Source organism: Paenibacillus terrae, assembly GCF_005217525.1.
Taxonomy (GTDB): Bacteria; Bacillota; Bacilli; order Paenibacillales; family Paenibacillaceae; genus Paenibacillus; species Paenibacillus terrae_C.
On sequence record NZ_PNXQ01000005.1, the window covers coordinates 44,300 to 70,666 of the forward strand.

Genomic DNA, 26,367 nt, shown 5'->3' on the forward strand with positions numbered 1-26,367 from the left:
CAGCGCCTCCAGAGGCACGAAGTAGGTCGGGATCATATACTCCGGCAGCGACGTACTCAGCACTGCCCGCAATTCTCTACCCGTCATTTTTCCGTCCGTGACGACGTAGGCACACAGCTCTTGCCATCCGCTTTCTGCCGAGCGCGCGATCACTACCACCTCTCGGACCGCAGCCAGCGCCCGAATCGCACCTTCCACTTCCCCCAGCTCAATCCGGTAGCCCCGGATTTTCACCTGATCGTCCGTGCGGCCAATATACTCCAGCTCCCCGTCGATCCGCCGGCGCGCTACGTCACCCGCCCGGTACATCCGTTGCCCCGCTACAAAGGGATTCGCCACAAACTTCTCTGCCGTCTGCTCCGCCCGGTTCAGGTACCCTCGGGCTACCCCATCTCCGCCAATGTACATCTCGCCTGCGACCCCGGCCGGCACCGGCTGTCCATACGGATCCAGCACATAAATGCTCGTATTCGCTGCCGGACGGCCAATCGGCACATACTCGCCCATCGGGCGGGCCGGATCATACAGATAGCTCATACAACCGACGACAGTCTCCGTCGGGCCATATTCGTTGAACAGCCGCACCGTGCCACCGCTTTGCTCCCAAATCCCTGCCGCAAGCTTCGCGCTCAGGTTCTCTCCGCCGACGATCATTCGGCGGATCGTGCTGTCCTGCACCAGCCCCAACTCATGCACCAGATGCAGGTGAGCCGGGGTCAGCTTGATCAGATCGATCCGGGGATCGCGGAAGATGCGCGGCAGCAGCGCCGCTTTATCGTCACCCGGGTACACGATCACTGTATTTCCCGTGATCAGCGGCGTGAAGATGCTCGTCACCGTCAGGTCAAAGGCCAGCGAGGAATACAATGGGAACGTCGTCTTCATCCCTTGTACATACGTGCGGCTGGACCACCAAATATAGTTGGTCAGCCCCTGATGTTCAATTAACACGCCCTTGGGCTGACCCGTGGAGCCGGAGGTGTAAATCATGTAGGCCAAATGCTGCATCCGATCTCGGGGAGCATCCAGCTCCTTCACAGGCGGAGCCGTTTCCTCCGGTGCCCCGTTCGCTCCAAGGAGTAGCACCCTACCGTTATAGTCCGCCGGAAGCTGAACTCCGTCCCCCACCAGCGCGATGCGAGCGCCGGAATCTTGAAGCATGTAGGCGATCCGTTCGTCTGGAGAAGCCGGGTCCATCGGCACGTAGGCCCCGCCTGCTTTCAGGACAGCGAGAATGGCGATGACCACCTCTGCGCTGTGTTCGGCACAGATCGCAACCCGATGGTCGGCCTGCACGCCTGCTGCCCGGAGGGTATGCGCCATCCGATTGGCTTGAGCATTAAGCTCCCGGTAGGTAAGCATGCGATCCTCGCAGATGACTGCCGTCTGTTCCGGTGTACGCCCCACCTGTTCTTCAAACAGCTGCTCCACCGTCTGCTCCCGCGGATAATCTGCTGCTGTATCGTTCCAGCGATAGAGTGTTGCCTTTACTTCGTCTTCATCCATCATGGATAATTCGGCTATAGTACAATTTGGAGAACCTGACATTCCTCGCGCAATGTTCAGTAGACAAGACATGATGGATGAAATTTCCTCACCGTTAAACAACTCTGTACGATAATCCACGTATATTTCCATCGCATGCTTATCTATTTTTTCGACGACATGAATCAACAAATCGTTGACCTCATCCCCACAAAAATTCGTATAAGCAATTAACGGAGCCCCGTCGATTTCCTGCACGGTCAGTGGTCTATACTCAATTGCCGTTCCAAACAACCTTTGAATGTCCTGAACTGTATGCAACTCACGAATATCCTTGATGAGCTGGTTATATGGATATTTTTGATGACGTAAAATTTTGGATTGCAACTTAGATACCTTTTGAAGAAAGGAAAGTACTTCTTCCTGAGGGTCTACAAATATTCTTACAGCTGTGGTGCTCACATACATTCCGAGAGTTTCTTTTTCCTCTCTCGTAGAGCGATTCACATAATTGGTTCCAACCACCATATCGCTTTCGTGCGTCATTTTATTCATGTATACGTAGAATGCGCTTAGGAAAAACGTAAACATACTGATTTTATATTGATCCGAAAACAGCTTAATACGTTGATATAATTCGGCATCAATATCAAAATATTTTCGTTCACCCTTGGTACTTGTCAGTAATGAATTGTGTGGTTTGAGTTCGGTTAGAACCGGCAACGTTTGAAACTGCTCCAACCAAAACGCTTTATCTTTTTGATAACGTTCCGATTGTTCATAATTTTTTTCAGTAAATATGTAATCGATGTAAGAGCCTGCATTCGACGAAGGTGGGGATTGACCCTCTTTAATATCCGTGTAGGTTTTTGTAATTTCGTTTACCAGATTAGCCAGACTGATTCCGTCGGATATTATATGATGAATTTTGATGTTGTAACCAAAGCATTTGTCTTTAATTTGAAAAATTCTGAATTGGTATAAATCAGAATCATAGAGTTTGAGAGGTTCTCTATTATGAATATCGAGCCAACTGTCCATATACTGTTCATAGTTTTCTTCCGGTATCTCCACATGAACTATTGTATTATATGTAAGAGGGCCGATATATTGCTTCGTTTCCTCCCGCTCAGTCATCAGCTTTATGCGGAAAGCAGTGTGCCGCTTAATGACTGTTTCAATAACATGCTGTAATAAATAAAGATTTATAGGAACAGTGAATTTAATCGTGCCCGAAAGAAGACAGGAAGCTGTATTCGGATTCAGCATTTCGGTATACCAGATTCGTTGTTGTGCTTGTGTTAACGGATACAATGTTTTTTCAGTATGTTCCATTATTTACGCCTCGCTTTATGTGCTAATTTGTAATACGAACCTTGTCAACATAAAACGTAAAAACATTAATTTACCAACATTCTTATCATAACACCATGTTTTTGTCGAAGTAACGTTGAAATTGTCGAATTGTTAAATTAAATTTTATTTTTTCTACTATACATTAATATATCATCTCAATTGAAAAATATTTACATTTTACCTTTATTTCGAGAATATTTTTTATGTCCCCTTGCATAATCTGGATTTTTACGTGGTGGGTTTTTCCGCCTAGATCTGGAAATCCCCTTGGCTGTTCTTGCTTCATGTGTCAAAAATACGAACTCCCTTCAAACAAGTGGTTTTAGCTCCTTTATTAAAATGCGAGTTCCTTTTAGCAAGTTCTTTCTATAATCGTCCCTTCATCCACTAAGCCAACTACTTTAAATTATGCAAGGTTATTCATCTTAAAAGCCTACCCTCCTTCCTACCAGCTCTAAAGAAATAATAATTCTTGATGTGTTACAAGAACGATAAAAAACATATAATTTCTTTTTTTACAAAATAATAAAAAAAGACCAATCCCTTAAGATTGGCCTAGTCTAATTGCATATGATCTTGAAGACTCTCCATAGAAACTGATGGCTTACCAAGAGAAGAACGTAATGCCCCCCTCCCTTGGCAAATAATCGGTTGATTCACATATTGCCGTATAATGGACGCCTGTCTTAATTAGCTGTTGGTTCGGTTCCCCAAACAAGTACGCCATTATGATACAACGTAGCTTTCGTATGATCAGCATATGAAGTTTGCGTGCCTTTATACGAGTAATCGTCACTTTCGTTATAGTTCGACCAGTCTGTTTTATGAATACGGGTTTGAATTTCGCCCGTGCTTCCTCCAGGTGCTAACACTCCTGCATTCGAGTTGAAGCTGACTTCCAAATAATAATCAGCGCCAGTTTCAGCTTTATCCATTTTAACCAGCTTGCCATTCAGCATCGAGCAGCTCAGCGCCGCATAGTCGCAGTTGAATGTCTGCGCGCGGTCGCCGTCGATCGTGTAGTAGTAGCGCATTTTCAGCTCGTTGATCGGTACGGAGGTTGTACCTTTGTTTGTAATTTGGAAATACGGCTTCAAGTTATTGTCGTTCACATTGGTATCCGCTGCGCGATACTGGAGCACCAATCCCGTTGTCGGCTGCTGAGCATCCGATTTGGGCGTTGCACTAGCCGTGTTCGAAACCGTTTGACCTGCATCATTCTTCGCTACGACTTGGTAGTAGTACGTCGTGTCTGCCGTTACGGCTGTGTCGGTGTAGCTGCTTCCGTATACATCGCTCGCTACTGTGGCGAACGCGCCGTTTTCAGCCGTCGAACGCTTCACTTCATAGCTTACCGCATTCGCCGATGCTGTCCAGCTCAGCTTTACTTTCGCCGTTTCGCCCGCTGCGTTCAGCGCAAAGCTTTCAGGTGGCACAGACGTATCATTGCCGGCAGTCAACACGATGTGATAAGCCGTCAAAGGCGGTACGGTATAGGTAAAGCGGTTGCCTGAAATTTGCGTAATTGGCGCTGCTTCCTTAATTTCCGAGCTATTGTTGTCGAAGCCCCATACTTTACCGGAACCGTAAGTCGTCTCGCCAGAAAGATCAAATTGGGCGTCGAATGCGCTGTCCATGCTTTTATTTATGACAACGAGGTGCAGCTCTTTGTAGGATGCATCCGTTACGGAAGCATGCACCGAGCTATTGACAACGTCCGACGTTTGCGCATTAACGCTGATATCACCGAAAGTAGAGCTTTTTCCGTCATAATTGCGGTAAAGCTTGTAAGCGGCACTAACATAGTTGTTCGCACCATCCTTTAACCTCCAGTAGTTTGCCATATAAACGTCGTTTTTGCCCAAGATGCCCAGCACATCGGTCATAGCGATACCGCCGGAAATATCATTTTCGCCCCCGTAGCTATACTCGGTCAAAGCCAGCTTGGTTCCCGGGTAATACTTGTCCACCGACTGCTTCAATCGAGGCAGTAAAGGCAAAAATTCGCTGTTCCATTGAGCGATCCAGCTATCTTCCTTATAGGTCGGATCCCACAAAGTACGAGGCGCTTGCATTCTGGCTTTCTTCGTTTCGTCGTTGCCTACCTCATTTGTAATTCGTATGCCTCCGCCCATCGCTTCGGGATACCAGTGTACATCGAAAACATCCAGCAATCTCTTGCCTTCGGCTTGCGAGCTGAGACGCATTTGATCCAGGTAATAGTCCACAAACCAGTTGTAGTTGCCTTTTACAGAGTTCCAATCAGGCGCAGTTTGAAGATCTGTATAGGCGCCAAAACCGTAAAGAACCGGCCCAAAAATTTCCGCGCCCGCGTCAACTGCTTTAACAGCTTTGGATAAACTTACCGACCGATCTACCAACTCTTTCGCTCCGACCTTTTCACCATGAATGCGCGGATGCGTATGCGACCAGAGAGCTGGTTCATTGTCGAGCGCGTATCCTTTCACACCCGTCTTTGTTGAAGCAGCGCCGTACTTTTTCACTAAAAAGTTGACAAATTCATCCGCATAAACCTGATTGTCATTCAGATCAGGCTGCAGTTGAAACGGCGCATTTTTGGCGTTTACGACCTGATCCCAACGAGCGGAAGGGGCCTTTTCGCTTTCCTCCACACTTCCGTTTCCATCCTTGGCCACATAACCAGCCATCGGCAGCGTGACTAAAGAATAAGTGCCAAGCTTCAGCGATTGATCATGAAACGAGGCCGTCACCGCTCCCGGCTTTTCACATTCGGCTTGTGTCAGACCGCCATTGTTGCATAAATAGTTATCGCTGGATTGCTGCCAGTCGCTTCCTGCATTGGACATATTGTTTTCCCAGTTGTATCCGGTCATTCGATTGCCACCAAGTCGCCTGGCAGTCAGATTCTCATCGCCTGCCAAATCCTGATTCGTACCGTATATATAAGGGCTAATAGGCTTACGATCCTTGGATGTATCGACTTTAATGGTAACGGTCTTCGCCGTTTGACCGTGAACTACAGTTGGAGCAGGTAGAGCCCCCCCTACTATAATCGTGCATACCATGACGACAGGCAGCCATTTGGAACGCTTGGACAAAATACCACTACCACTATTTTTCGCCTTCATACCGCTTTCCTCCTTTCAATTTGAAAAGAGCGGCACCCATACGAGTGCCGCTCCGTCAGGCTTTAAGGCTCCTGATCCCAACGAGTTTATCGTTCTGGTACAGCGTCACCTTACTCTAATCTGCAAATTAATTTTTTCTCCTCTCCGTCCGAAATCCAGAATTGGCCCGGATCTTCAAGTGTTGCAACAGCCGTATTCACACCGCACATGATGGGTTTGCCGTTTGCATCAAGGTAGTACCGTTATCGGCTTCTTGTTGACAAATGTGTAATAGTACAGCTCTGCTATACGTTCTACCGACCAAGCCTGCATATCGAACCATTTGTTGGACCGACGGTCCGTATACATAGATTATTCCATATAGCCATATAGTAGAACATGAATTCGCCGCTCGACATTTGCTGTAATCGCCGTTCCAGAATACTTAAAAGTCATATAGCTTTATGTAGCTTTTGTCATCTCAAAATAAGAAAAGAATGGTTGAGTAGACACGGAGCCTGCTAAACCATTTCTCATGAAAATTTTTGATTAACACCCATCTCCCTACCGTACCTTGTCCTTTTGAATAAGCTCATAATAGATGCGTGCAGGCTCTGATTCTCCAGTGGATAAAATATATTCTGCCAAGGGGGCGCACAGCTTTTGAAGATAGAAGGAGTATAGCAGCTCCGCCGTGTCAAAATGAATTTTTAACACTCGTTTCATCAATCCATCAAATTTGGGGTAATCCAGTTCTTCCGGGGTGATATCAAACGGGTATTCAGGAAAGGTTTTTTTTTGGATTTCGATGAACTGCTCCCTAATCTTTGGTTGATTGCCTGTTCGCGCGGCTGAGAAATTCATCATAAAAAACGATATAAAATCTGTCTCACGATCACTTAATTTATAATACTCACACCAACGCATGAACATCAGCGGTTTTACCATATATAAATCCCCTTTTAACGAAGTCCAATTTAATCATTGAATCACACAAAATCTAACAGGTTCCAGCATATGTAATATATAGGTTAAGTCCCATTTTAAAATATGATTCCTTAAACAAATTTTGCATTTTAACATATCCCTATATCTCCGTAAAGAACTCCCCAGATCTATTTCATCCGAAGAGTTCTCCCTGTCTACCTCAATCTCAAACCTTACTTGAGCTTATTTTCTCCGATTGGAATTTTCATTTCCAGTTCAGGCAGGTATGTTCTTTTCCAATTCCCTTGTTCATCGTATACAGGTTTGCCTCCCGGCCCAGTTATATTAAAATACGGTTTAATGGTGATGAATTTGGGTGTTTTTTCAAAGGGAGCTACGAGGATTTGGTGAATACCTGTCCTTGTTTTAGTTCCGGGACGTCCTCCTGAATCCCCAGTAACCCATTGTTGTTCCTGCCCCTCATCATCCAAAACCGCGTAGGCTAGTGTATTCATAGCCAGTCCATACCCGTATGACTCACTTCCATACGTAGTCGGGCCTGGGCTTATGTAATGGGTCTTAGTCACGATCATGGTAGACATCGGTGTCATCTCTAATTTTTCCACAACGAAACGGGTAAAATCATTTGATTTTTCCATTCGAGGTGTGAGCATCAAGTTTTTAGAAGGAATCTTTTGCACAGGTAATTCAAGCTTAAAGGACTGTTTTATTCCTGTAATTTGTATTTCTGCCGTTAGTTTGAATTGGTCAGGAAGCCCTTTGCCTGTCGAGTACATTCTCTCCAAATCACTATAATAAACAATGACGGAACCAGGAGTGCCTCCAGAGTTAGTAATTAGCGAAGGACCATCAAATTGAAACGGTTTGCCATTGCACCATAATGTGATATCTTCAATTCGGTCATGCAGTGTTGTGCCCAAGTCCTCCCGGTTACTTTCCAGCGTCAGAGCCATACGGACACCATCATAAGCAACTTGCGAGATACGGAGTTGGGTTCCGTTATGAGTGCTGCTGGCCGCCACTTTTGTTACAAGTCCTGCTTCTTCGACCCGCTGAAGTCCCAAGTCACCCGCTCGCATAAATGCACTCCCGCCTGCTGTTGAAATTCCCCAGTTACTAGCCAATTGCAAGACACTGTTTACCAGTGGAACTTGCCACAACGATTTCGCTATCGTAGGGGAAACAAATGCAGATGCTATCATTCCACCGCTCATTACAGTAACGAAAGAAGCTGTCAGGATGATTCTCTTGAATGTGTGGCGACGAGAGGCTGAATCCACAGAATTCGTATTTTGATAGACAAAACCTGTTTCAATCTGGCTATATACCGTTTCCAGCCGTTGACGCACATATGGGGTAATGACATGCTTGTTGCAGGATCTTTCTTTAGCTGTTTTCCACTCATTATCCAGATTAATATCTTCCATGGATCGGTGTTCCCCTTTCTCCTGGATTTGATAACTTGCGCAGCAGGGATTTCCGCGCACGATACAAACGCGTTTTAACCAGACTTTCTGAAATATCCAATGCTTTTGAAATCTCCTTAATATTCAGATCATAAAAGTATCTCAACATAATAACGATCCGCATCGGCTCCTCCAACTGCTCAACTGCTTCATGCAATTCAATATTTTCATACTCACCTGAAATACTCATTTGATGGTGTGAAAACTCAGATACCGTAACAGAGCGAGAACGCTTGTTGGCTATTTTATTCGACTCGTTGATTACAATCCGATACATCCAGGTTTTAAAGAGACTTCCATCCCGTAGTGTACCCAAAGACTTGTAAGCCCTGAGTATTGCTTCTTGTAGAGCATCAGCACTATCTTGTTCATTTCGCAGGATAGAATGCGCCATTCCATACAGGTCGCTCTCCACTTCTCTGATAATGTTCACAAAAGCTCGTCTATCCCCGCCTTGCGCCTTTTTGACCTCATTCACGATATTCAAAGGAGCCCTCCTTTCAAGTTGCTTATCTATTAGATCATTTGAAAGGACAATGCGTTACAATTTTCTTCCAGAATGCTCAACAAAAAAGACCTTTTCAACATCTTAATGACGCTGACCAGGTCTTCTCATGGAAATCCGTATCTTTACATTCGTATCTATTCTAATCCTCTACATAGCTGACCCATTACAGGCTGCAAGTGAAAACATAGGCGGGCGGGACGTTGTAATGTACCTTTTTGATTTGAATGTCTCTAAAGAAGGGACGAAAGAAGTTGTGTTTTACCTTACTATACTGAAACGTAATAAATTTGCCCTCCTGACCCAATACTTCTGCCGTTTGTCCCAAAATCAGGCTGGATAAGGCGGCAGGCAAGCTGGTAAAAGGGAGTCCTGATACGACGTAATCCACTTTCGAGACATGATATTGTGTCATATACCGGGCTACATGCTCGGCCGATCCATGAATGACGTGTACTTGCTCCAAGTGTCCATACTTGCTTTGCAATGTTTTGTAAAACGATTCATTGGCCTCAATCACTAGCAATAGCGTATCCGGGCGCTTGTTCTTAATCAGTTCTTGTGTAAACACACCGGTACCTGCACCATACTCAATGATGCACGCTGCTTGGTCAAAGTAGATTGGTGTGGCAATTTGCTTGGCCAACTGTCTTGAGCTTGGTATGATAGCGCCTACGCTACGTGGATGCCTGATGTACTCTCGAATAAAGTGAATCGCATTCATCTTTCCCTCTCCCTGCTTGACACACGTAATAGGCATTCGGTTCATCCAGATATCACATTACATTTTCATTGTATCTCGATCAGAATAGTCATTTCAAGCAGGCTACAGTCTGAATAAAAGAAAGTGGACAGCCTTATTGGAATCTAGTCAAATAAAACTGCCCTCTCGCTGTAATCTTTATTGTTCTATCGTGTCGACACTTGGACTTTCCGTCTTGGATGCCTGTCCACCTTTACGCCGTCGTGCGTCCAAGCGCATGGCAACAATCCGGTAGATGGAGGTAGGGCGTATGGATACGGCCCAGTTTGCGTCCGCATCCGGTGCAAGTACGACTCCCAACTGATGATGATCCCCATCGTACATGCCGCGCTGCACAAACTTGATCTCACCTTGAAGGTTCCGTACCTCCAGCTTGCAAAAAGCGGAGTTGATCCGCAAGGCTTGATGCAGCTCGTTGCGGCTGTTCACGACGACGCTGTTCACGCGGTAAATGGACTCGCCGGGCAGAATGCCCATCGCCGTCGCTGGACTATCCGGCAGCACAGCTAGTACACGCAGTCCTTGCTCCGGATGAACAAACATAGGGCTGAGGCGGCTCTCCTCCATGTTGCCGTACCAGATCAGCGCCTCATGGGCCAGGAAGGAGAACAACGCTGCCACCAGCGTCAGCGGACTCCACCATGCTGCCAGCAGGCTTAGCAGGAGCAAGGCTACGCTGTAGAGAAGCAGGCGGTTAGAGGTTAGCACCGCCTTCTGGCGTGGCAATTGGCCTATCGTCACGCTGCTGAAGCCCATTAGGACCGGCAAGGCTGCCAGCATATATCCGGTTCCATCACCAAACAACGGCGTCCACGGAAGCTCAAAGCCTCCCTGAACAGGAACCAGAAGCAACAACGGAATGGGCCAGAGGTCTTCCATCCGGTAGCCTCCGACCAGCCTTCCCCGCTTGCCCTCCACGAACAGTGGCGTTGCGGCCTTTCCTCCCTGCCAGCGAACCAGCAGCGCCTCAGCCACATGCAGCGCAGCAACGAGTACCAGCAACGCTGGAATATCCAATCCACGGATGGCTGCCACCGATGTTCCAAGCGCTCCCTCAGGCTGCCAGCCCTCCGCCACGTTCAGAGCAAACTGGACTAGACCCAGCAGGCCCACCGAATAGGCCAGACACAGGTAACGCACGCGTACCAGCATAAGCAGCAATGTGGTCACCCACAGGCATACGATGGAGGCCGAGGTCAGATGCACACTTACGAACATTCCCAGAGTAGACAGGGCCAGCCCCGCGATTAGACCACTCCAGACTACACGCCATGTCTCTCCCGCCCAATTGTGCAGCCTGGTATGAAAGAGCTTGCGCTCCAGCAGCATTTGCCGACGATAGCCAAGCGCGACAATGAGTATCGAGATATAGTAAAACGGCTGCAAAAGCAGGTACAAGCAAGCATTTAGAACGCTCCATCCCCATTGTAAAGCCCATTCCAAGTTCATTCACACTCCTTATGCCCCTGGCCCGCTGTTCAGCGGATCACGTACATTTCATATCCATTTATTCTATATGAAATTGCCAACGTAGGGAAGACAATCCGGCAGACTGCAAATAAATCCCACAATAAAAGGAGGCTGTTTCCAGCCCCCTTAGTTGTAGCCTTATTATTATTTCGCTGCGCTACTCTTCATTTCCTTCCGAATCTCTTCAATCCCCTGCTTGAGTTGATTGTCATTTTTCGGATCACGAATTTTTTCGATCAGCTTGGCTTCCATCGCCGCTGCTGTCTTCGCATCAATCACACCGTTAACCGTCAGCTTCGCCTGTTTTTGAAAAGCATTAACGGAGCCTTCCGTCACTTTATCAAAATAGCCGTCTTCACGGCCCGGCTTGTAGCCCAAGCCTTGCAGAATGATTTGCGCATTTTTTACATCGCCGCTATTCATATTGTATTTCAACGGCTTTTCCTTGTTCAGCGGTGCTGCTGTGAAGAATTCAGGCTGTTCCACCGCGATATCCGGCTTAATACCTTTTTTGTGAATCCACGTTCCATTTGGCGTCAGCCATTTGGCAATCGTGATTTTGAGCAGGCTACCGTCGCCCATTTGCTTGTCATAGCTGGTCTGTACGGTACCTTTACCAAAGGAGTTTTCCCCGATCAATACTGCCCCAGCCGATTGCTGGAGAGCGCCAGCCAGGATTTCGGACGCGCTTGCGCTACCTTTATTCATGAGCAGCGTCACTGGATATTTCTTACTTGACCCTTTAGATTTCTCTTCTTCACGCTTCTGATTCTTGTCTTCCACTTGCACGATCGTTTTACCAGCAGGTACAAATTGCTGTGCAATATCAATCACGACGGAAAGCACGCCGCCCGGGTTATTACGCACGTCGATGACAAGCCCTTTAAGCCCCTGTTTTTCCAGCTTCGCGAGTTCTTCTTTAAAACGATCTGCTGTATTCAAGGAGAACTGGGTAATCGTGATGACGCCTACACCGCCGCTTTCCATATGAGCCGTCACGGTTTCCATATCGATACTATCACGGGTAATGGTGTATTCCAGCGGATCAGGAGAGCCGCTGCGCTGGATTTTGACCTTGGCCTGACTACCCTTAGGTCCACGTATTTTGGAAACGGCCTTGTTCAAATCCAGACCATCCAGCGTTTCACCGTTAACGGACAAAATAATGTCCTTGGAACGCAGTCCCGCCTTCTCGGCCGGTGAGCCTTTAATTGGCGTTACCACGACCACTTTTCCATTTTCTGCCGCTACCTCGGCCCCGATCCCGGTAAAGGAGCCTTCAATGGACTGTTCAAACTGCTGTGCTGTTTCTTTGCCCATATAAGAGGAATATGGGTCGTCGAGCGATTCCATCATACCGTTGATGGCTCCGTCCACTAGCTTGGTACGGTCGACGTCCTGATAGTATTGCCCCTGGATCAGATCCATCGCTGTCTCAATTTTGCGGATATCACTTCTGGAGGTGGAGCTGCTACCTGTCACACTCGCCAGCAGTCCTTCGCCCAGAGCGCTGCTTCCCACTGTCGTCGTTCCAGTATAAGCAAAAGTGAGCAGGCTACCGCCAAGCAGCCCAATCACCATCAAGAGTACCGCTGTACTTTTTTTCAACATCTAATCGTCCACCGCCTTCAATTGATCTTGTATACTATTGCCTTGCAACGCATATCCATCCACGCAGTATACGTCTAGCTTGTACGGAATATGTTAATTGTATCCTACTCTGTGTTTCAATGCACATGTTCTGCACCGGGTATCAAGCTATGAAGGCAAAGCCCTATCTACAACCGTATTGGCTACAAATAGGGCTTCCCTTTTCAACTATAGATAGTTCATCGGATTTACTGGTTTGTTATTCTCGCGCACCTCAAAATGACAGTGAGGTCCTGTTGAATTGCCCGTCGAACCAACTTCTGCAATTTTTTGACCGCGTTTCACAGTCTGTCCTGTACGTACCACCGTACCGCCATTGCGAATATGTCCGTACAAAGTCCACAGCCCGTCTCCGTGATCAATCACGACCGTATTGCCGTAGCCACTCCACCATTCCGCAACAATGACAACACCGTCTTCTGCTGCATGAATATCAGTTCCCTGCGGAGCAGCCATATCAATGCCTGTATGGCCTTTAAGCTTGCCGGTAATCGGATGTACCCGCATGCCAAACGTTGATGAGAGTCGGTAGTTGGATACAGGCAAAGCCAGCGTGCCCGATCCGCCCGTATACGTACTGGCTGCCGCATGACTGGAATTAGAGCCTGCGCCTGAGGATGAAGAAGCATATCGCTTGGCTTCAGCAGCACGCGCAGCCGCTCTAGCACGTGCTGCTTTAGCCGCCTGCTCCGCTCTGAGCTTGTTTTTCTCCTGCACCAGACCCACACGTTTGTTAGCAAGGGCTACCAGCATATCATTCTGCTCTTCACTGATTTCATCCGACTCAGCAATATCATGATCATAATTGGCAATCAGACGCTGCTTTTCCTTCTCCTTCGAATTCAGCTCAGCCTTGGCGCCCTGTTTGAGGGCATACAGCTTCTTGGCATTTTTATATTCCGTGTCGAGCTGCTTCTTCTTACTGACTACCAGAGCCTTGTCCTTTTTATGCTCGTCCAGCAGGATTTGATCCTGCTCCACGATCGTTTTCAGGGAGTCCACCCGGCTGAGAAAGTCACTAAAGCTGGTCGAAGACATAAGCACGTCCATATAGGAGACGGTTCCATCCGTATACATCAGACGCACGCGAGTTTCCAGCATTTTTTCCCGTGACTGGATACGATCAATCGCTTCGGCTAAATCTTTTTTAGTCGCACGCAGATTATCTTCCGTTTGATCAATCTGAACTGCTACACGGGTCAACTGGTCACTGACGCTGTTAATCTGGGCGAGTACAATTTTCAGGTTTTGCACGGTTTTATTTTTGTAATGTTGGGCATACTGTTTATCTTGAGCCGCCTTTTCCTGCTGTTGCTTGGCAGATTTGGCCTTCTTTTCCAATTGATTTAGCTGCGAATTAATTTCACTCATGCTTTTGGCATATCCGTCTGAGGGCTGAATCAGCAATGCGGCTACCAAGGTAGCGGCCAACACAGATCCTGTCTTCTTCAACTTGCAATCCCCATCCTTTATCGCAAAATAACACCGGGCTTCCCCGTTCTAATTAATATCGATTACGACGTCCACCAAATGTTCCCTTATACTTTTAAGAACTTGCGCATGGATAGGGTACTGCCAACAATGCCGACCAGCATCCCCAAAATAATCAGCAAAGCACTCAACTGAATCCAAATGCCTTCAAGCGGCATAAGCTTCAACATGTTCAGCGCAATATCGCCTTGAACGGCTGTAAGCAAACGCTGATAACCAGAAAACAAAATACCAACGGTAATTACGGAACCAATCAGGCCAATAAGCGCGCCTTCGATAAAAAACGGCCATCGTATAAAAAAGTTGGTCGCACCGACCAGCTTCATAATGCCAATCTCTTTGCGTCGTGCCAAAATGGTCACGCGGATCGTATTCGAAATCAGGAACATGGACATCAGTCCCAATCCAGCCACGAATACAAAGCCCACATTACGGATGAGCTTGGTAATGGTGAAGAGCGTCTCCACGGTACCTTTTCCGTAACGGACCTTTAAAATCGGTTTCTCCGGATGTATCGTGTTCAGCTTCTCAATCTTCTCAGCTACAAACGGGACTGTCGTCGGTTCAATGACCTCTACAACGATTTTGTCTGGAAGCGGATTGCTGTCCTTATCAAAACCCTCCAGCAGCTCCTTGCCGCTGTCTCCCAAATCTTTTCGCAGCTCCTCCAGGCCTTGAGCCTTGGTGACAAAGGTGGCTTTGCTGATTTCCGGCATCGCCGCGATTTCCTTTTGCAGCGTTTCACGCATGCTTTGCTCCACATTCAGCTCCAAAAATACGTTAACCTCAACCTGGCTATCCGCTTGGTCAGCCAAGGAGTTGACGTTGAGCACCAGCATAATAAACACGCCCAGTATAAGCAGTGACACAACAATCGAGGTGACGGATGCCACGGACATCCAGCCATTGCGGAATATGTTTTTGAAGCCTTCCCGCACATGACGCAAGAAGGTATTAAAAGTCATATCCGTACTCCCCTCTCACCTGATCCCTTACGATGTTGCCATTTTCGATGGCAATGACGCGTTTACGCATAGAGTTTACGATGTCCTTATTGTGTGTCGCCATAACAATGGTCGTGCCGCGAAAATTAATTTCGTCCAGCAGCTGCATGATCTCCCACGATGTTTCGGGGTCCAAATTACCTGTGGGCTCATCGGCAATGATCACGGACGGATTGTTGACGATAGCCCGTGCGATAGCTACGCGCTGCTGCTCCCCACCGGAAAGCTGGGCAGGCTCGCGATTCATTTTCGTTTTCAAGCCAACCAATTCAAGTACTTCCGGCACTCGCTTGCGAATCAGCTTCTTGGGAGCCTCAATGACTTCCATCGCAAAAGCGACATTCTCATAGGCCGTCAAACGCGGCAAAAGCCGGAAATCCTGAAAAATGACTCCGATGTTGCGACGAACGTAGGGTATTTTACGCTGCTTGAGCTTCCCGATATTAAATCCATTAACTGAAATTTGCCCCTTGGTCGGTACTTCTTCTCTATAAATAAGCTTCATAAAAGTCGATTTACCCGCCCCGGACGGGCCGACTACGTATACGAATTCATTACGGTCAATTTTGACCGATACTCCCTGAAGTGCGTGGGTTCCATTAGCATAGGTCTTCCACACATCCTGCATTTCAATCACTCGATCACTTCCCGCTGCTTAATCAGATTACGTAAATAACTTAATATCCATTCGACATATTCCATGCATTTCCTTTAAAAGGTCCTGTATTTCATCATACCGTTTATCATTGTAACAAATTTGTTACCTGAATAGTACCGAAAGTTTTCTGCTTTTGGCACATATATATGAATATTATGGCACATGAATACGCTACCAAGCTTACGAGACAGGAGACAGCCGCATTATGAAAAAAATTCATTTATCCTTCATCTGGATATGGACTGTAATTCTGGCGCTAGCCATGTTGTGGGGAGGACTGCATCTGTACGCCGACAGGCAAACGCTGCCGAAGGGCGTAACCGTTGGAGGAGTCAATGTGGGAAATATGGATAAAACAGCCGCACTCCGACTGCTGGACACAAAGCTGAATGCATTGAAGCAACGCCCCCTGATCCTGACGGACAGCGACAGTAGCGCACAGGATATCAAGCTTACGCTCGGAGAAGCGGGTATCCACTATGAAGCGAAGGCATTCCGTGATGCCGTGAATGCGCTCGTCTCGGAGCATCTTTGGACTCGTGCGCAGACGCGGTTTTCCTTTGGAAAAGAATGGACGATTACGCCTTCCCGGCAGGAGTCAGCCTTGCAGGCCAGATTCGGAGCAGATTGGGAGGAACAGCGTTACGGCAAGCCTATCAATGCCGTGCGCCAGATCGACGGGGACGATCAGATTCACTATATTCCGGGCCGTTCTGCCAGGCGCCTGGATTGGCCCAAACTGGGCGTAGCGCTGGATAAGGCGCTGCCCAAGGATTTTACTGCTTCCGGGGAGCCAGTGCGGGTGGAGCTGCCGTTTCGTCAACTAGAGCCGGACATTACGGTGGACGGTCTGCGGAGCGAAGGGATTGAGCGCAAAATCGTCCAGCTTTCCACCAGCCTCGGCAGCAGCTCGGAAGGACGTGTGTATAACGTCAATTCGGCGGCAAGCACCGTTGACGGATTGATTCTCAAGCCGGGCGAGATATTCGATTATGGTCAGATCATTGCCAAGGCTGAGCGCACACATGGCTTTCGTGAGGCTCCCGTGATCGTTAACGGGCAGTTGGAACCAGGCATTGGCGGCGGGATTTGTCAGGTATCCAGCACCGTCTATAATGCGGCGCTGCGAGTCGGCCTGGACATTGTTGAGCGCCGCAACCATTCCTTGCCGGTCAGCTATTTGCCCAAAGGGCAGGATGCAACTTATGCTACAGGATCTATCAATTTCCGTTTTAAAAACAATACAGGCAAGCATTTGCTCCTTCGTGCTGCTGTCCAAAACCGGATGCTTACCGTCAAATTTTTCGGCACCTTCCCGTCCAATGTGTCCTATGAGCTGGAATCGCGTACGGTTCATGTATTACCCATCCCAGAGAAAACAATCCGTAATGACTCACTTTCCCCTGGCTTCTATCAGGTGCTTCGGCAGGGCAAGGCAGGATACGTGGTGGAAACGTACCGAATGAAGATCGTAGATGGCAAGACCGTGGAACGCACCCGAATCAGCCGTGATACCTACCGTGCGCAGCAGCGTATCGTGGCTGTTCACAGCGGAAGCATATCGCCTGAGCCACAAACACGCGAACAGCAGGAGCCCATTGTAGAAGATGGCATAAGTGAATAGGGCATGCATAAGGTATGCATAAAAGCATAACAAAAAATCCCCCTTCGACTACCGCCTGGATGGGTACCAGCGGAATGAAAGGGGGATTTCAAGTGACGGGATGGTTTTACTCGCTGCGTTTGCCTGAAACAGAAATTTCCACAGGCGCACTTTCGTTTCCGTCTGCATCCACTGCTTTGACAACCAGCCTAACAGTGGCTTTTTGAGTAAGCACGTTAATGCTGAACGTACCATTGTCCTTAGCTACTGCACTACCGATAGGCAGATCGTTGGAATAGACGGTTACTGTGGAACCTGCTTTAGCTGTCCCCGTAATCGTACCTTCACCGTCATACACTTCGTTTACTTTAAGTGTATCACTGGCAGCTACTGCACCAGTATTTGTATCTGTCGTTGTATTGGTGCTTGTGTCTGTCGTTGTGGAGCTGTTCGTAGTCGTATCCGTGCTGTTGTTCGTTATGCTATCTGTATTTGTTGTCATGCTGTCTGTGTTGGTGCTGCTAACTTCCGTTTCGCTTCCAGAAGAAGTAGACGTGTTACCATACGTCGAATCCGTAACGTTACCGTATGTGGAATCTGTTACCGTTCCGCCAGGAGTCGATGTGAGATTATCAACCGCACTCAGGTTGTAACCGGAAGCTGCATCCAGAATGGCAACCGCTTCTGCACGTGTCAGCGACTTCAATGGCTGGAATTTACCATCAGGATAACCATTGATGATTTTTTGCTCCACAGCCGCAGCTACACTTTTCTTCGCCCATGATCCGATTTTGTTGGAGTCTATGAATTTGGTGATATCCGCCGCGTTACCTGCTGTCAATCCAATGGCTTTGCCCACAATGGCGGCTGCTTCCTGACGCGTTACTTTTCCATTCGGTTTGAGCTTGTTATCTGCATAGCCGCTTATGTAACCTGCATTCACGGCATTAGTCAGTTCATTATATGCCCAGTGCGAAGCTGGTACATCTGTGAACGTTCTGTTCCCATTACCGTTTACCTGAACGCTGCCCGCATACGTTACGTCCGTCACGGCTGGAGTATCCTGCGTGAACGTACCGAGACTGCGATTCAAGAGAACGATAAATTCTGCACGCGTGATGGCCGCATCCGGTTTCACCGCACCGTCTAATTGTCCTGTAGCCGACCAACGTTGTACTTGGTCTCCTGCCCAATGGCCACTTGTGCTCTGAGGAGCCGCTGCTGCTACGCTGAACGCGCTAAGAATAAGACCTGTACTCAATACACCAGTAACTGTGTTTCTGAACTTATTTCCCATACTCTGAATTCCTCCTTTGATTGGCTTCACCATTCTTTTTTTAAACACTTTACCAGAAATCAAACCCAAATAACCCCCAAATTAAAAAAATCGTCCCATATAACCATAACCCGTCCTTATGTAGCATAAATGGGACTCAGGACTTAATACCTAGTTTTTTACTAGGATATGTATATTTGGACAGACTACGTTATAATGAATGAATCATCGGGTATATGCTAGATTACTGCAATGAGGTCACAAAATCCCTAGTAAAAGAGGTTTTCTTATGGCTCTTATTCAATGTCAGTTTTATTCAGAAGTCCTTGGCTTGAGCACATCCATGCATGTTATTCTCCCTCAGGAAACCCGTTCGCAGATCGGACTGGAGGGAAAGCAGGGAACTGGACCACACCCAACACTGTATTTGTTGCACGGCCTGTCGGACGATGATTCGATCTGGTTACGCAGAACCTCCATTGAACGCTATGTCGCTTCACTCGGCATTGCTGTTGTGATGCCGCAGCTTCATCGGAGTTTTTATACCAATATGGAGCAGGGAGGGGCTTACGGGACCTTTATCAGTGAAGAATTGCCGGCTTTGGCACGTTCCTTCTTCCCCTTGTCCGCCAAGCGGGAGGACAATTTTGTGGCGGGTCTTTCCATGGGCGGGTATGGAGCCTTCAAACTGGCACTCCAGCATCCTGAGCGCTTTGCGGCCGCTGCCAGTCTCTCGGGGGTGATGGATCTACACGCGGCACGCATCGACCCTATACATAAAGCGATGAGTTCGGCTGAATGGAGTCACATTTTTGGTCCAGATGAAATACGCGGAACAGATCACGACTTGCTAGAGCTGATACAACGTCATGCTACCTTGGGAACGTCACTTCCCCTGCTCTACCAATGCTGTGGTACGGAGGATTTTCTGTATGAGGGAAACCAGACCTTTCGACAAGCGTGCGTTACTGCCGGGATTCCACTGACCTACGAAGAGGGCCCAGGGACTCATGAATGGGGATACTGGGACGCGAAAATACAGGATGTACTCGCCTGGTTGCCGCTTAAGGGTCGATAAATAAGTGTAAAAAATACCCGCAGCTTCCCTCGCCGTATCATGGCGAAGTGGTTAAGCTGCGGGTATTCATTATGAAGCTATATGCCAATCAAGATTCAGGGTCTTGCCACACATCAAGGAGCTGTCGTCGCAGCCGTAGATGGAGAATCGGCTTGTGACTTGGGTAGTACTTTGTACAAGCGCCATTCCCCGTTAAACTCGCGTTCGAGTTGAACCCAGGGTGCTCCTTTTTCATACAAATTCGGATACACCATGTTGATTTTACTCAGTGGCATGCCCGACTTAATCTGAGGTACAAGGATATAATCCACATGACTTTCCTGCGGATAGCTTAATGCCCTATTAAACGTATAATCACTTGTGATCAGGAAGCGCTTCGGATACTGGCTATATACAATCATGGTGTAGGCTGAGGCCGAATCGGTCATAATGGTTGACTTTGGCAAATGCTCATCCAGCCAGACTGCAATTTTCCGGTCCGATTCCTGTCTTACATAGTTCACATTCCCTGTTCGTGTGAGGAAACTGTTCTCATCTGGCGCGATATCCGGGCGAGTCAGCGCATAGGAGAGTAATCCGGCCGTAAGCACCAGACTGACGGACACCATACCAAAGGCCGCCCGCCGCGCTCTACCTTGGAGCTGACTTAGCTCATACGGCAGCCAAGCGACGGTAATCGGTAACACGTACATAAAATAGCGAAACCATCCATATGAGGATTGCTTCATCATGAGTAAAAATTGTAAGCCCGGCACAGACAGGAACAACAATAAAATAACCAGTGTTCCCCACCGCAACAACCGCCCGCTTAACAGCCGAATGAACAGAATTGCGAACAAAGGTACGGAATACCAGAGTGTTTTGGAAGCGATAAATTTCAAGGCAACCAACGGATGATTAAAGATTTCCACGAATTTATCATCATTTAGCAGCTCTGCCGATTGCGCCGTGTTGGAATATTCCGAATTGAGGAAATAGAAGGCATTTCCCATAATGAGATAGTTGAAAAAAATCCACAGCAGACCGGAAAAGACAACTGGCAGTAGGAGAAGCAGCCAAGTCGCCTCGACCTTGTGTAGCTTTTCCCGAAAAGGCAGCTCACGTCTGCCCATATTCCGGTGAAGAAACAGAATGGCCACGACCACGCCGCCTGCCATCGCCACCCCGAGGGGGACTGCCTCATATCGAGTCCAGAACGCCATGGCAAGCGCTAATCCGGATACGATCAGACTCGCCGTCATGCGGTCCTTGAGCCACAGCGCAAATTCAATCACCGTCATCATAATAAAATATATGTATAGCGAATCGCTCAGCCCGTTGGCACCGAACAATAAAATAAACGGATTCAGCGCATAGAACAGCGCCAGCATCAAGCTCATTCCCAAGCTAAGCCCTGTTCTAACACCCGCCCGATACAGCAGCACAGCTGTCAAAGCGGCAAAGGCAGCACTCAGGATGACAGCCGCCAATCCGTAGGATGCTAATGCCGGAAATAACGGATACAACAGTAATATCACCATTTCCATAAGACTGGGCAACGGATTCCAGATGAATCCGATGGCACCCAAATGCGGATCACGGCTATACAGCACATAAAATGCATTAGCTACGCGACTGAGCGCGTCCGTATGCATGTATCCCAGAACATAACTGAAATAAATGCCTGCGGACAGCTCCAGCGCAAGTATAAACACAAACAGACCTATAACCATCCATCTGTTTGCAGACCATTTGCGAAAGGACATTCCTCTCGTTCCCCCTCAAACTTGTTGCGGCGATGTGGATGTACCCGTATACTTTCCACCCTACAACCGGATCAACCCAACCACGAGTTCTGTGCTGCCAGAAATACAATTATCGCAGCTCTTTATCATGCTCCACTTTGTACAACCGCCACTGTCCACTAAAATCACGCACCAGGGAAGCCCACGGAGCTCCCTTTTCAAACAAATCGGGATAGCTTCGGTTCACCTGATCCAGCGGAACCCCTTCCACCACGCGCGTTACCAGAACATAATCCACCTTGGAAGCAGGCAGATCCGTTAAAGATTTTCCAAAATCATAATCGCTCGTAATTATAAATTTCTTTGGAATCTTGCTGCTCAAAATGATGGGATAGGCCGCATAGGAATCTGTCAAAATGAGAGACGAACTATAATGCTCATCCAGCCACGGCGCAATTTTCCGTTCTATCAATTGCCGATCATAGCTTTCATTTCCACTATGCGTCAGGTAACTGTGTTCATCTGCCGCAATAGCGGGATTGCTGAGCGCATAGGACAACAAGCCTGCTGTAATCAGCATCCCTGCTATCACCATAGATACTCCGACTCTCCGCATATTCCCCTTCAATAGACTTAGCTCATAGGGCACCCAAGCGACCGTAATCGGTAACACGTACATAAAGTACCGAAACCATCCGAAAGAGGACTGCTTGAGCATCAGCAAAAATTGAAGACCGGGTACGGATAAGAAGATTGTCAGCAGCGTTAATGTACTCCAACTGAACAGACGCTTGTCCAATAAACGCACGAGCAAAATAGCAATCAGCGGGACCGCATACCATAAAGTACGTTGCCCGATAAATTGCAGCATCAGCGCAGGATGGGCAAACATCGCCGCAAAACGCTGATCCTCCAGCAGAGCCGCCGATTGGGTGGCATTGGAATATTCGGAACGCAAAAAATAAAGCGGATCGCCCATAATAATCCAGTTAAAAAAGATCCAGAGCAGACCGGAAAAAATGATCGGCAGCAGTAACAACAGCCAGGTCGCTTCCACCTTGTACAGACGCTCACTGATGGATAATTCCGTTGTATTTGTATCTTTGTCGATGCGCCGTCGATGTAGAAAAAGAACCGTCAGCACTACCCCCAAAGCCATCCCGATACCGAGCGGAATCGCTTCATAGCGCACCCAGAAGGCCAAAGCAAGGGCAAAGCCTGACACAATCAAGTGTGCCGCCTTTCGATCCTTCAACCACATACAGAACCGGGTCACTGTCAGAAGAATAAAGAAGATATACGGCGAATCGCTCAGCCCATTGAAGCCAAACAAAAACATAAACGGATTCAGCGAAAATAATAGCGCAATCAGCAGACTGATTCCACCATGAAGTCCCAGTTGTTTCCCCGTCCCGTACAATAATGCCGCACCTGCGCCTGCGAACAGACTGCTCACAATTACGGCCGCCAGCCCGTGAGAAGCGAGTACTGGAAATAACGGATAGAACAACAGCACGATCAGCTCCATCAGGCTGGGCAAAGGATTCCATACAAACCCAATGGCCCCCAAATGAGGGTCACGGCTGTATAGCACATAAAAGGCGTTAGCAACCCGACTTAGCGCATCGGTGTGCATATAGCCGAGATGCCAGGCAAAATAAACGCCCACCACCAGTTCAAGCGCAGCAATACAAGCAAACAAAGTTAACGTTTTTCCGTGTTTTTTTACAATCATGAAGTCTCTTTCTGACGCTGTTGTGGAACGGAGAAGATCCAATAGCGATTCCAGATATAATTATGAACGGGCACGATGATGGTGGTCAGTACCTCACCGATCAAATACGACCAGCCGATCCAGTGAATGGTTGCGTACATCAGACCTGCATTCAAGAGCAGGCCACAGGAGCAGACCAACAAATATTTAAGAAACTGGGTGCGACTCCCCTCCCCGGTAGGCTCAAATGTCCAGTTCCGGTTCAGCACATACGACACCAGCAGCGTGACTACGAATCCGATCGTAGTAGCCATTACCGCAGGCACCCTGAACATTTCCACCAGCAGTACAAGTACACCGACATGGATACCTGTACCCAGCAGCCCCACTATGCCATATTTAATGATTGGATACTTTAGATATGAACGTCTGATCATGTTGATTAAACTCCCTGTCCACCCACAATCGGTCAGCGTTCGCCCGTTTGTCTGCAATCAGATAACGAGGTCTGGCTTTGACTTCGTGATATATGGCGGCGATATATTCTCCTACCACTCCGATGGACAGCATCAATACACTGCCGATAATCAAGAGCAGCAAAATAACAGTTGTAAAACCGGTCACAGCGGTACCCGTTAATTTGTGCGCCAAGGTTTGAATTCCCAATATAACTGAAATCAGCATAAAAATGAGTCCCATTAAACTTACTACCCGCAACGGCACGGTTGAAAACGAAACTATTGCTTCCGCTGCCAGCCGAACCAGCCCCAACGGACTCCAGCGACTGGGGCCCTCCTCCCGAGGAGCCACCCGGAACGAAATCTGGGTTTTGCGGAAACCAAGCCAGGCCGTCATCCCGCGAAAAAACGGAATCCGTTCAGGCATCGCCATCCAGGCATCCACCACCCGGCGATCCAGCAGCTTATAATCCGAGGCATCCTTGAGGTTAAAGCCTGTCAGACGATTCAAGGTCGCGTAGAACAATGAAGCCCCAAGCTTTTTGCCCACCGACTCTTCTCCACGGAACTCCTTCACACATTCGACCAGGTCGTAGCCCTCATCCTGCCATAAACGCACCATTTCCCCAATCATCTCAGGAGGATGCTGCAAATCACCGTCCATGACGATGATGGCATCGCCGGAGGCGTTTTCCAAACCTGCGCACAACGCCAGCTCCTTGCCGAAGTTCCGACTAAGTCGAAGTGCAAGCAAAGAAGGCATGCGGCGGGACAACTCGGACAGCTTGAGCCACGTATCATCATTGGAACCGTCATCTATGACAATCAGCTCATAACGTGAAGTGACGACAGACAGCACCCCATCAATCACCTTGAGGGAACGCTCCAGATGCGAGCTTTCATTGTACATGGGAATGACAACGGATAAAAAAGGGGTTTTTGTCTCCATTCTTGCTCCTTCTTTCTTCATATTCAGGAGGACTGTGCCGGGGCTTCATCCAAGTCATGCATATCAGTCAGTCCATGCGTCGTCTTCTCCCAATAGAACGGCTTGGTAATGAGCTGCCAGGCCGCCTTCACCGCAGCAATACTCATAAGTACCCAATACAGCGGAGAGAGAAGCCCGTATTTGACCATGGAATATGAAAATGTACGTTCACCACGCTCTTCCAGCTCTCCGATGACCCAATACATTCCGGCCACGTTACTGAATACGAACAGAAAGTTACCGATATAAAATTCCGCACTGGCCAGGTAATACACATAACCCGGGAACAGCTTGGGGATAAAGGCCATTTCCCAACCAAACCATAAAATCAGCAATCCCCAAAAGATCGGATTCAGCAAAGGTAGCATCGGTGTCGCCAAAATCATCACCTGAAAGCCGAAAAAGCCTTTCCAGCCCACCTCACGCACCAGCTTTACCGGATTGCGCATATGAACCAGCCATGTCTGCATGTATCCCTTGATCCAGCGTGACCGCTGACGAATCCAGTTCCCTACGCGACTATTCGCTTCCTCCCATGTACGGGAATCGACAATGGCGGTTTTGTAACCACCTTTATACAGACGTATACCCAGATCGGCATCCTCGGTTACATTGTAGGGGTCCCACGCATTGATATCTTTGAGTACGGATACCCGAAAATGATTGGATGTTCCGCCCAAAGGAATAGGCGTATCTAACTGCATAATACCCGGCAGCAACAGCTCGAACCACATACTGTATTCCTGCGTGAACCAGCGGGTCAGCAAATTTTGCGTACTGTTAAAATAGTTGAGCTTCGCTTGAATACACGCATAATGCTCAGGGAGCGAGTCGAACGCCGCAATGACCTTTTTTAGCTGGTCGGAGTCGGGACGATCCTCGGCATCATAAATAACCACAAATTCGCCGCGCGCCCGAATAAGTCCGTAGTTACACGCCTTCGGCTTGGTTTTGGGCAAGCCGTCAGGGACGACCAGTGTCGTATAATAGGCGGGCAGCTTCATTTCACGAAGCAGCTCAATGGTCTCAATATCGTCCTCTTCAATCAGCAGCCGCACATCCAGCTTGGATTTTGGATAATCAAGCTGCTCCAAATTCCGCAACAGCATCGGAAGCACGCCCGCCTCCTTGTACATCGGTACGAGAATCGTATAGATCGGCAGCTTTTTCTCATCCATGGCGTCGACCTCTTCCTTTGAGAAGCGAAGCTGCGCCCCACGCCGGGAACCGAGATAAATAATACCGAATTTGAAGAGCGTCATGGCAAAATAAAACAGCTGAATCAGCATATTAATGATCAGCACCGTATTCCAGCTGTTCCAGAAAAGACCGAGCAGCGTAATCACGCCCATCGCCGCGAACACCCATAGTTGTCCCTTCGTAAAGGTCGTACGCGCCGAATTGTGCGGCTCTTTTTCCAACAATCCGGTCGTGCTCTCCTGCATCATTTCCTCACCGTAGATTTTACCCCAGAGCTGCTCCATCTCTTCCTTGGTCGCCAGCACCTGCTCCACCGGCATGCCGAGAATGTCCTCCAGCTTCAAGCGCCGCTCTTCCGGCAACGGATCACTGACCGCCACAATATAGCGATTCATATATTCATGAATGACAACCACACCGTAAGCCATCGCCACCTGCTCC

20 protein-coding genes are annotated in these 26,367 nt (G+C 48.2%); 2 read left to right on the forward strand and 18 right to left on the reverse strand.

Annotated features, from left to right (window positions below):
- The 12 genes from C1I60_RS03435 to ftsE form a co-directional block, all read right to left on the reverse strand.
- Nucleotides 1–2,820 (reverse strand): amino acid adenylation domain-containing protein (locus C1I60_RS03435; RefSeq protein ID WP_212734432.1); only part of this gene is annotated, 2,820 nt, incomplete at its 3' end.
- 707 nt (nucleotides 2,821–3,527) lie between these two features.
- Entirely contained in the window at nucleotides 3,528–5,951 is a 2,424-nt protein-coding gene (locus tag C1I60_RS03440) for a glycoside hydrolase family 44 protein (protein ID WP_137060496.1), read from the reverse strand.
- A 228-nt stretch (nucleotides 5,952–6,179) separates the two neighbouring features.
- The gene (locus C1I60_RS26260; protein ID WP_137060497.1) at nucleotides 6,180–6,299 is read right to left on the reverse strand and encodes a glycoside hydrolase family 48 protein; all 120 of its coding nucleotides are present in this window, start codon (nucleotides 6,297–6,299) and stop codon (nucleotides 6,180–6,182) included.
- 195 nt (nucleotides 6,300–6,494) lie between these two features.
- A complete protein-coding gene (locus C1I60_RS03450) occupies nucleotides 6,495–6,878 on the reverse strand; it encodes a hypothetical protein (RefSeq protein ID WP_137060498.1) in 384 nt (127 codons plus the stop codon).
- 212 nt (nucleotides 6,879–7,090) lie between these two features.
- Nucleotides 7,091–8,305, reverse strand: coding sequence for a DUF4179 domain-containing protein (locus C1I60_RS03455; RefSeq protein ID WP_137060499.1), 1,215 nt, complete (start codon nucleotides 8,303–8,305; stop codon nucleotides 7,091–7,093).
- Nucleotides 8,292–8,822 carry an RNA polymerase sigma factor gene (locus C1I60_RS03460; RefSeq protein WP_252361600.1) on the reverse strand — a complete coding sequence of 177 codons (531 nt, stop codon included), beginning with the start codon at nucleotides 8,820–8,822 and terminating at the stop codon, nucleotides 8,292–8,294. Before C1I60_RS03460 ends, C1I60_RS03455 begins: the two co-directional genes overlap by 14 nt.
- A 193-nt stretch (nucleotides 8,823–9,015) precedes the next feature.
- The gene (locus C1I60_RS03465) at nucleotides 9,016–9,573 is read right to left on the reverse strand and encodes a class I SAM-dependent methyltransferase (protein ID WP_137060990.1); all 558 of its coding nucleotides are present in this window, start codon (nucleotides 9,571–9,573) and stop codon (nucleotides 9,016–9,018) included.
- Between the two features lie 177 nt (nucleotides 9,574–9,750).
- Nucleotides 9,751–11,061 (reverse strand): serine protease, encoded by a 1,311-nt coding sequence (locus C1I60_RS03470; protein ID WP_137060501.1) that lies wholly within the window; start codon nucleotides 11,059–11,061, stop codon nucleotides 9,751–9,753.
- Nucleotides 11,062–11,226: 165 nt separating this feature from the next.
- A complete protein-coding gene (locus C1I60_RS03475) occupies nucleotides 11,227–12,693 on the reverse strand; it encodes a S41 family peptidase (protein ID WP_137060502.1) in 1,467 nt (488 codons plus the stop codon).
- Between the two features lie 207 nt (nucleotides 12,694–12,900).
- Nucleotides 12,901–14,184, reverse strand: coding sequence for a murein hydrolase activator EnvC family protein (locus C1I60_RS03480; RefSeq protein WP_137060503.1), 1,284 nt, complete (start codon nucleotides 14,182–14,184; stop codon nucleotides 12,901–12,903).
- 86 nt (nucleotides 14,185–14,270) lie between these two features.
- The gene (gene ftsX / locus C1I60_RS03485) at nucleotides 14,271–15,188 is read right to left on the reverse strand and encodes a permease-like cell division protein FtsX (RefSeq protein WP_137060504.1); all 918 of its coding nucleotides are present in this window, start codon (nucleotides 15,186–15,188) and stop codon (nucleotides 14,271–14,273) included.
- Nucleotides 15,178–15,864: a cell division ATP-binding protein FtsE gene (gene ftsE / locus C1I60_RS03490; protein ID WP_137060505.1), complete on the reverse strand. Its 687-nt coding sequence runs from the start codon at nucleotides 15,862–15,864 to the stop codon at nucleotides 15,178–15,180. Before ftsE ends, ftsX begins: the two co-directional genes overlap by 11 nt.
- Nucleotides 15,865–16,090: 226 nt before the next feature.
- Here ftsE and C1I60_RS03495 point away from each other — a divergent pair, with 226 nt between their 5' ends.
- Complete coding sequence (locus tag C1I60_RS03495) at nucleotides 16,091–17,509, forward strand: VanW family protein (protein ID WP_137060506.1); 1,419 nt, start codon at nucleotides 16,091–16,093, stop codon at nucleotides 17,507–17,509.
- Nucleotides 17,510–17,615: 106 nt separating this feature from the next.
- On the opposite strand, the gene C1I60_RS03500 is transcribed toward C1I60_RS03495, so the two are convergent.
- Nucleotides 17,616–18,785 carry an S-layer homology domain-containing protein gene (locus C1I60_RS03500; RefSeq protein WP_137060507.1) on the reverse strand — a complete coding sequence of 390 codons (1,170 nt, stop codon included), beginning with the start codon at nucleotides 18,783–18,785 and terminating at the stop codon, nucleotides 17,616–17,618.
- A gap of 268 nt (nucleotides 18,786–19,053) precedes the next feature.
- Here C1I60_RS03500 and C1I60_RS03505 point away from each other — a divergent pair, with 268 nt between their 5' ends.
- Entirely contained in the window at nucleotides 19,054–19,842 is a 789-nt protein-coding gene (locus C1I60_RS03505) for an alpha/beta hydrolase (RefSeq protein ID WP_137060508.1), read from the forward strand.
- 113 nt (nucleotides 19,843–19,955) lie between these two features.
- On the opposite strand, the gene C1I60_RS03510 is transcribed toward C1I60_RS03505, so the two are convergent.
- The 5 genes from C1I60_RS03510 to C1I60_RS03530 form a co-directional block, all read right to left on the reverse strand.
- Nucleotides 19,956–21,587, reverse strand: coding sequence for an ArnT family glycosyltransferase (locus tag C1I60_RS03510; protein WP_137060509.1), 1,632 nt, complete (start codon nucleotides 21,585–21,587; stop codon nucleotides 19,956–19,958).
- A 109-nt stretch (nucleotides 21,588–21,696) separates the two neighbouring features.
- Entirely contained in the window at nucleotides 21,697–23,301 is a 1,605-nt protein-coding gene (locus tag C1I60_RS03515) for an ArnT family glycosyltransferase (RefSeq protein WP_137060510.1), read from the reverse strand.
- Complete coding sequence (locus tag C1I60_RS03520) at nucleotides 23,298–23,717, reverse strand: GtrA family protein (protein WP_137060511.1); 420 nt, start codon at nucleotides 23,715–23,717, stop codon at nucleotides 23,298–23,300. The genes C1I60_RS03515 and C1I60_RS03520 overlap by 4 nt, the downstream gene beginning before the upstream one ends.
- The gene (locus C1I60_RS03525; protein ID WP_137060512.1) at nucleotides 23,680–24,687 is read right to left on the reverse strand and encodes a glycosyltransferase family 2 protein; all 1,008 of its coding nucleotides are present in this window, start codon (nucleotides 24,685–24,687) and stop codon (nucleotides 23,680–23,682) included. Before C1I60_RS03525 ends, C1I60_RS03520 begins: the two co-directional genes overlap by 38 nt.
- Before the next feature lie 23 nt (nucleotides 24,688–24,710).
- Nucleotides 24,711–26,367 (reverse strand): glycosyltransferase family 2 protein (locus C1I60_RS03530; RefSeq protein ID WP_252361545.1); only part of this gene is annotated, 1,657 nt, incomplete at its 5' end.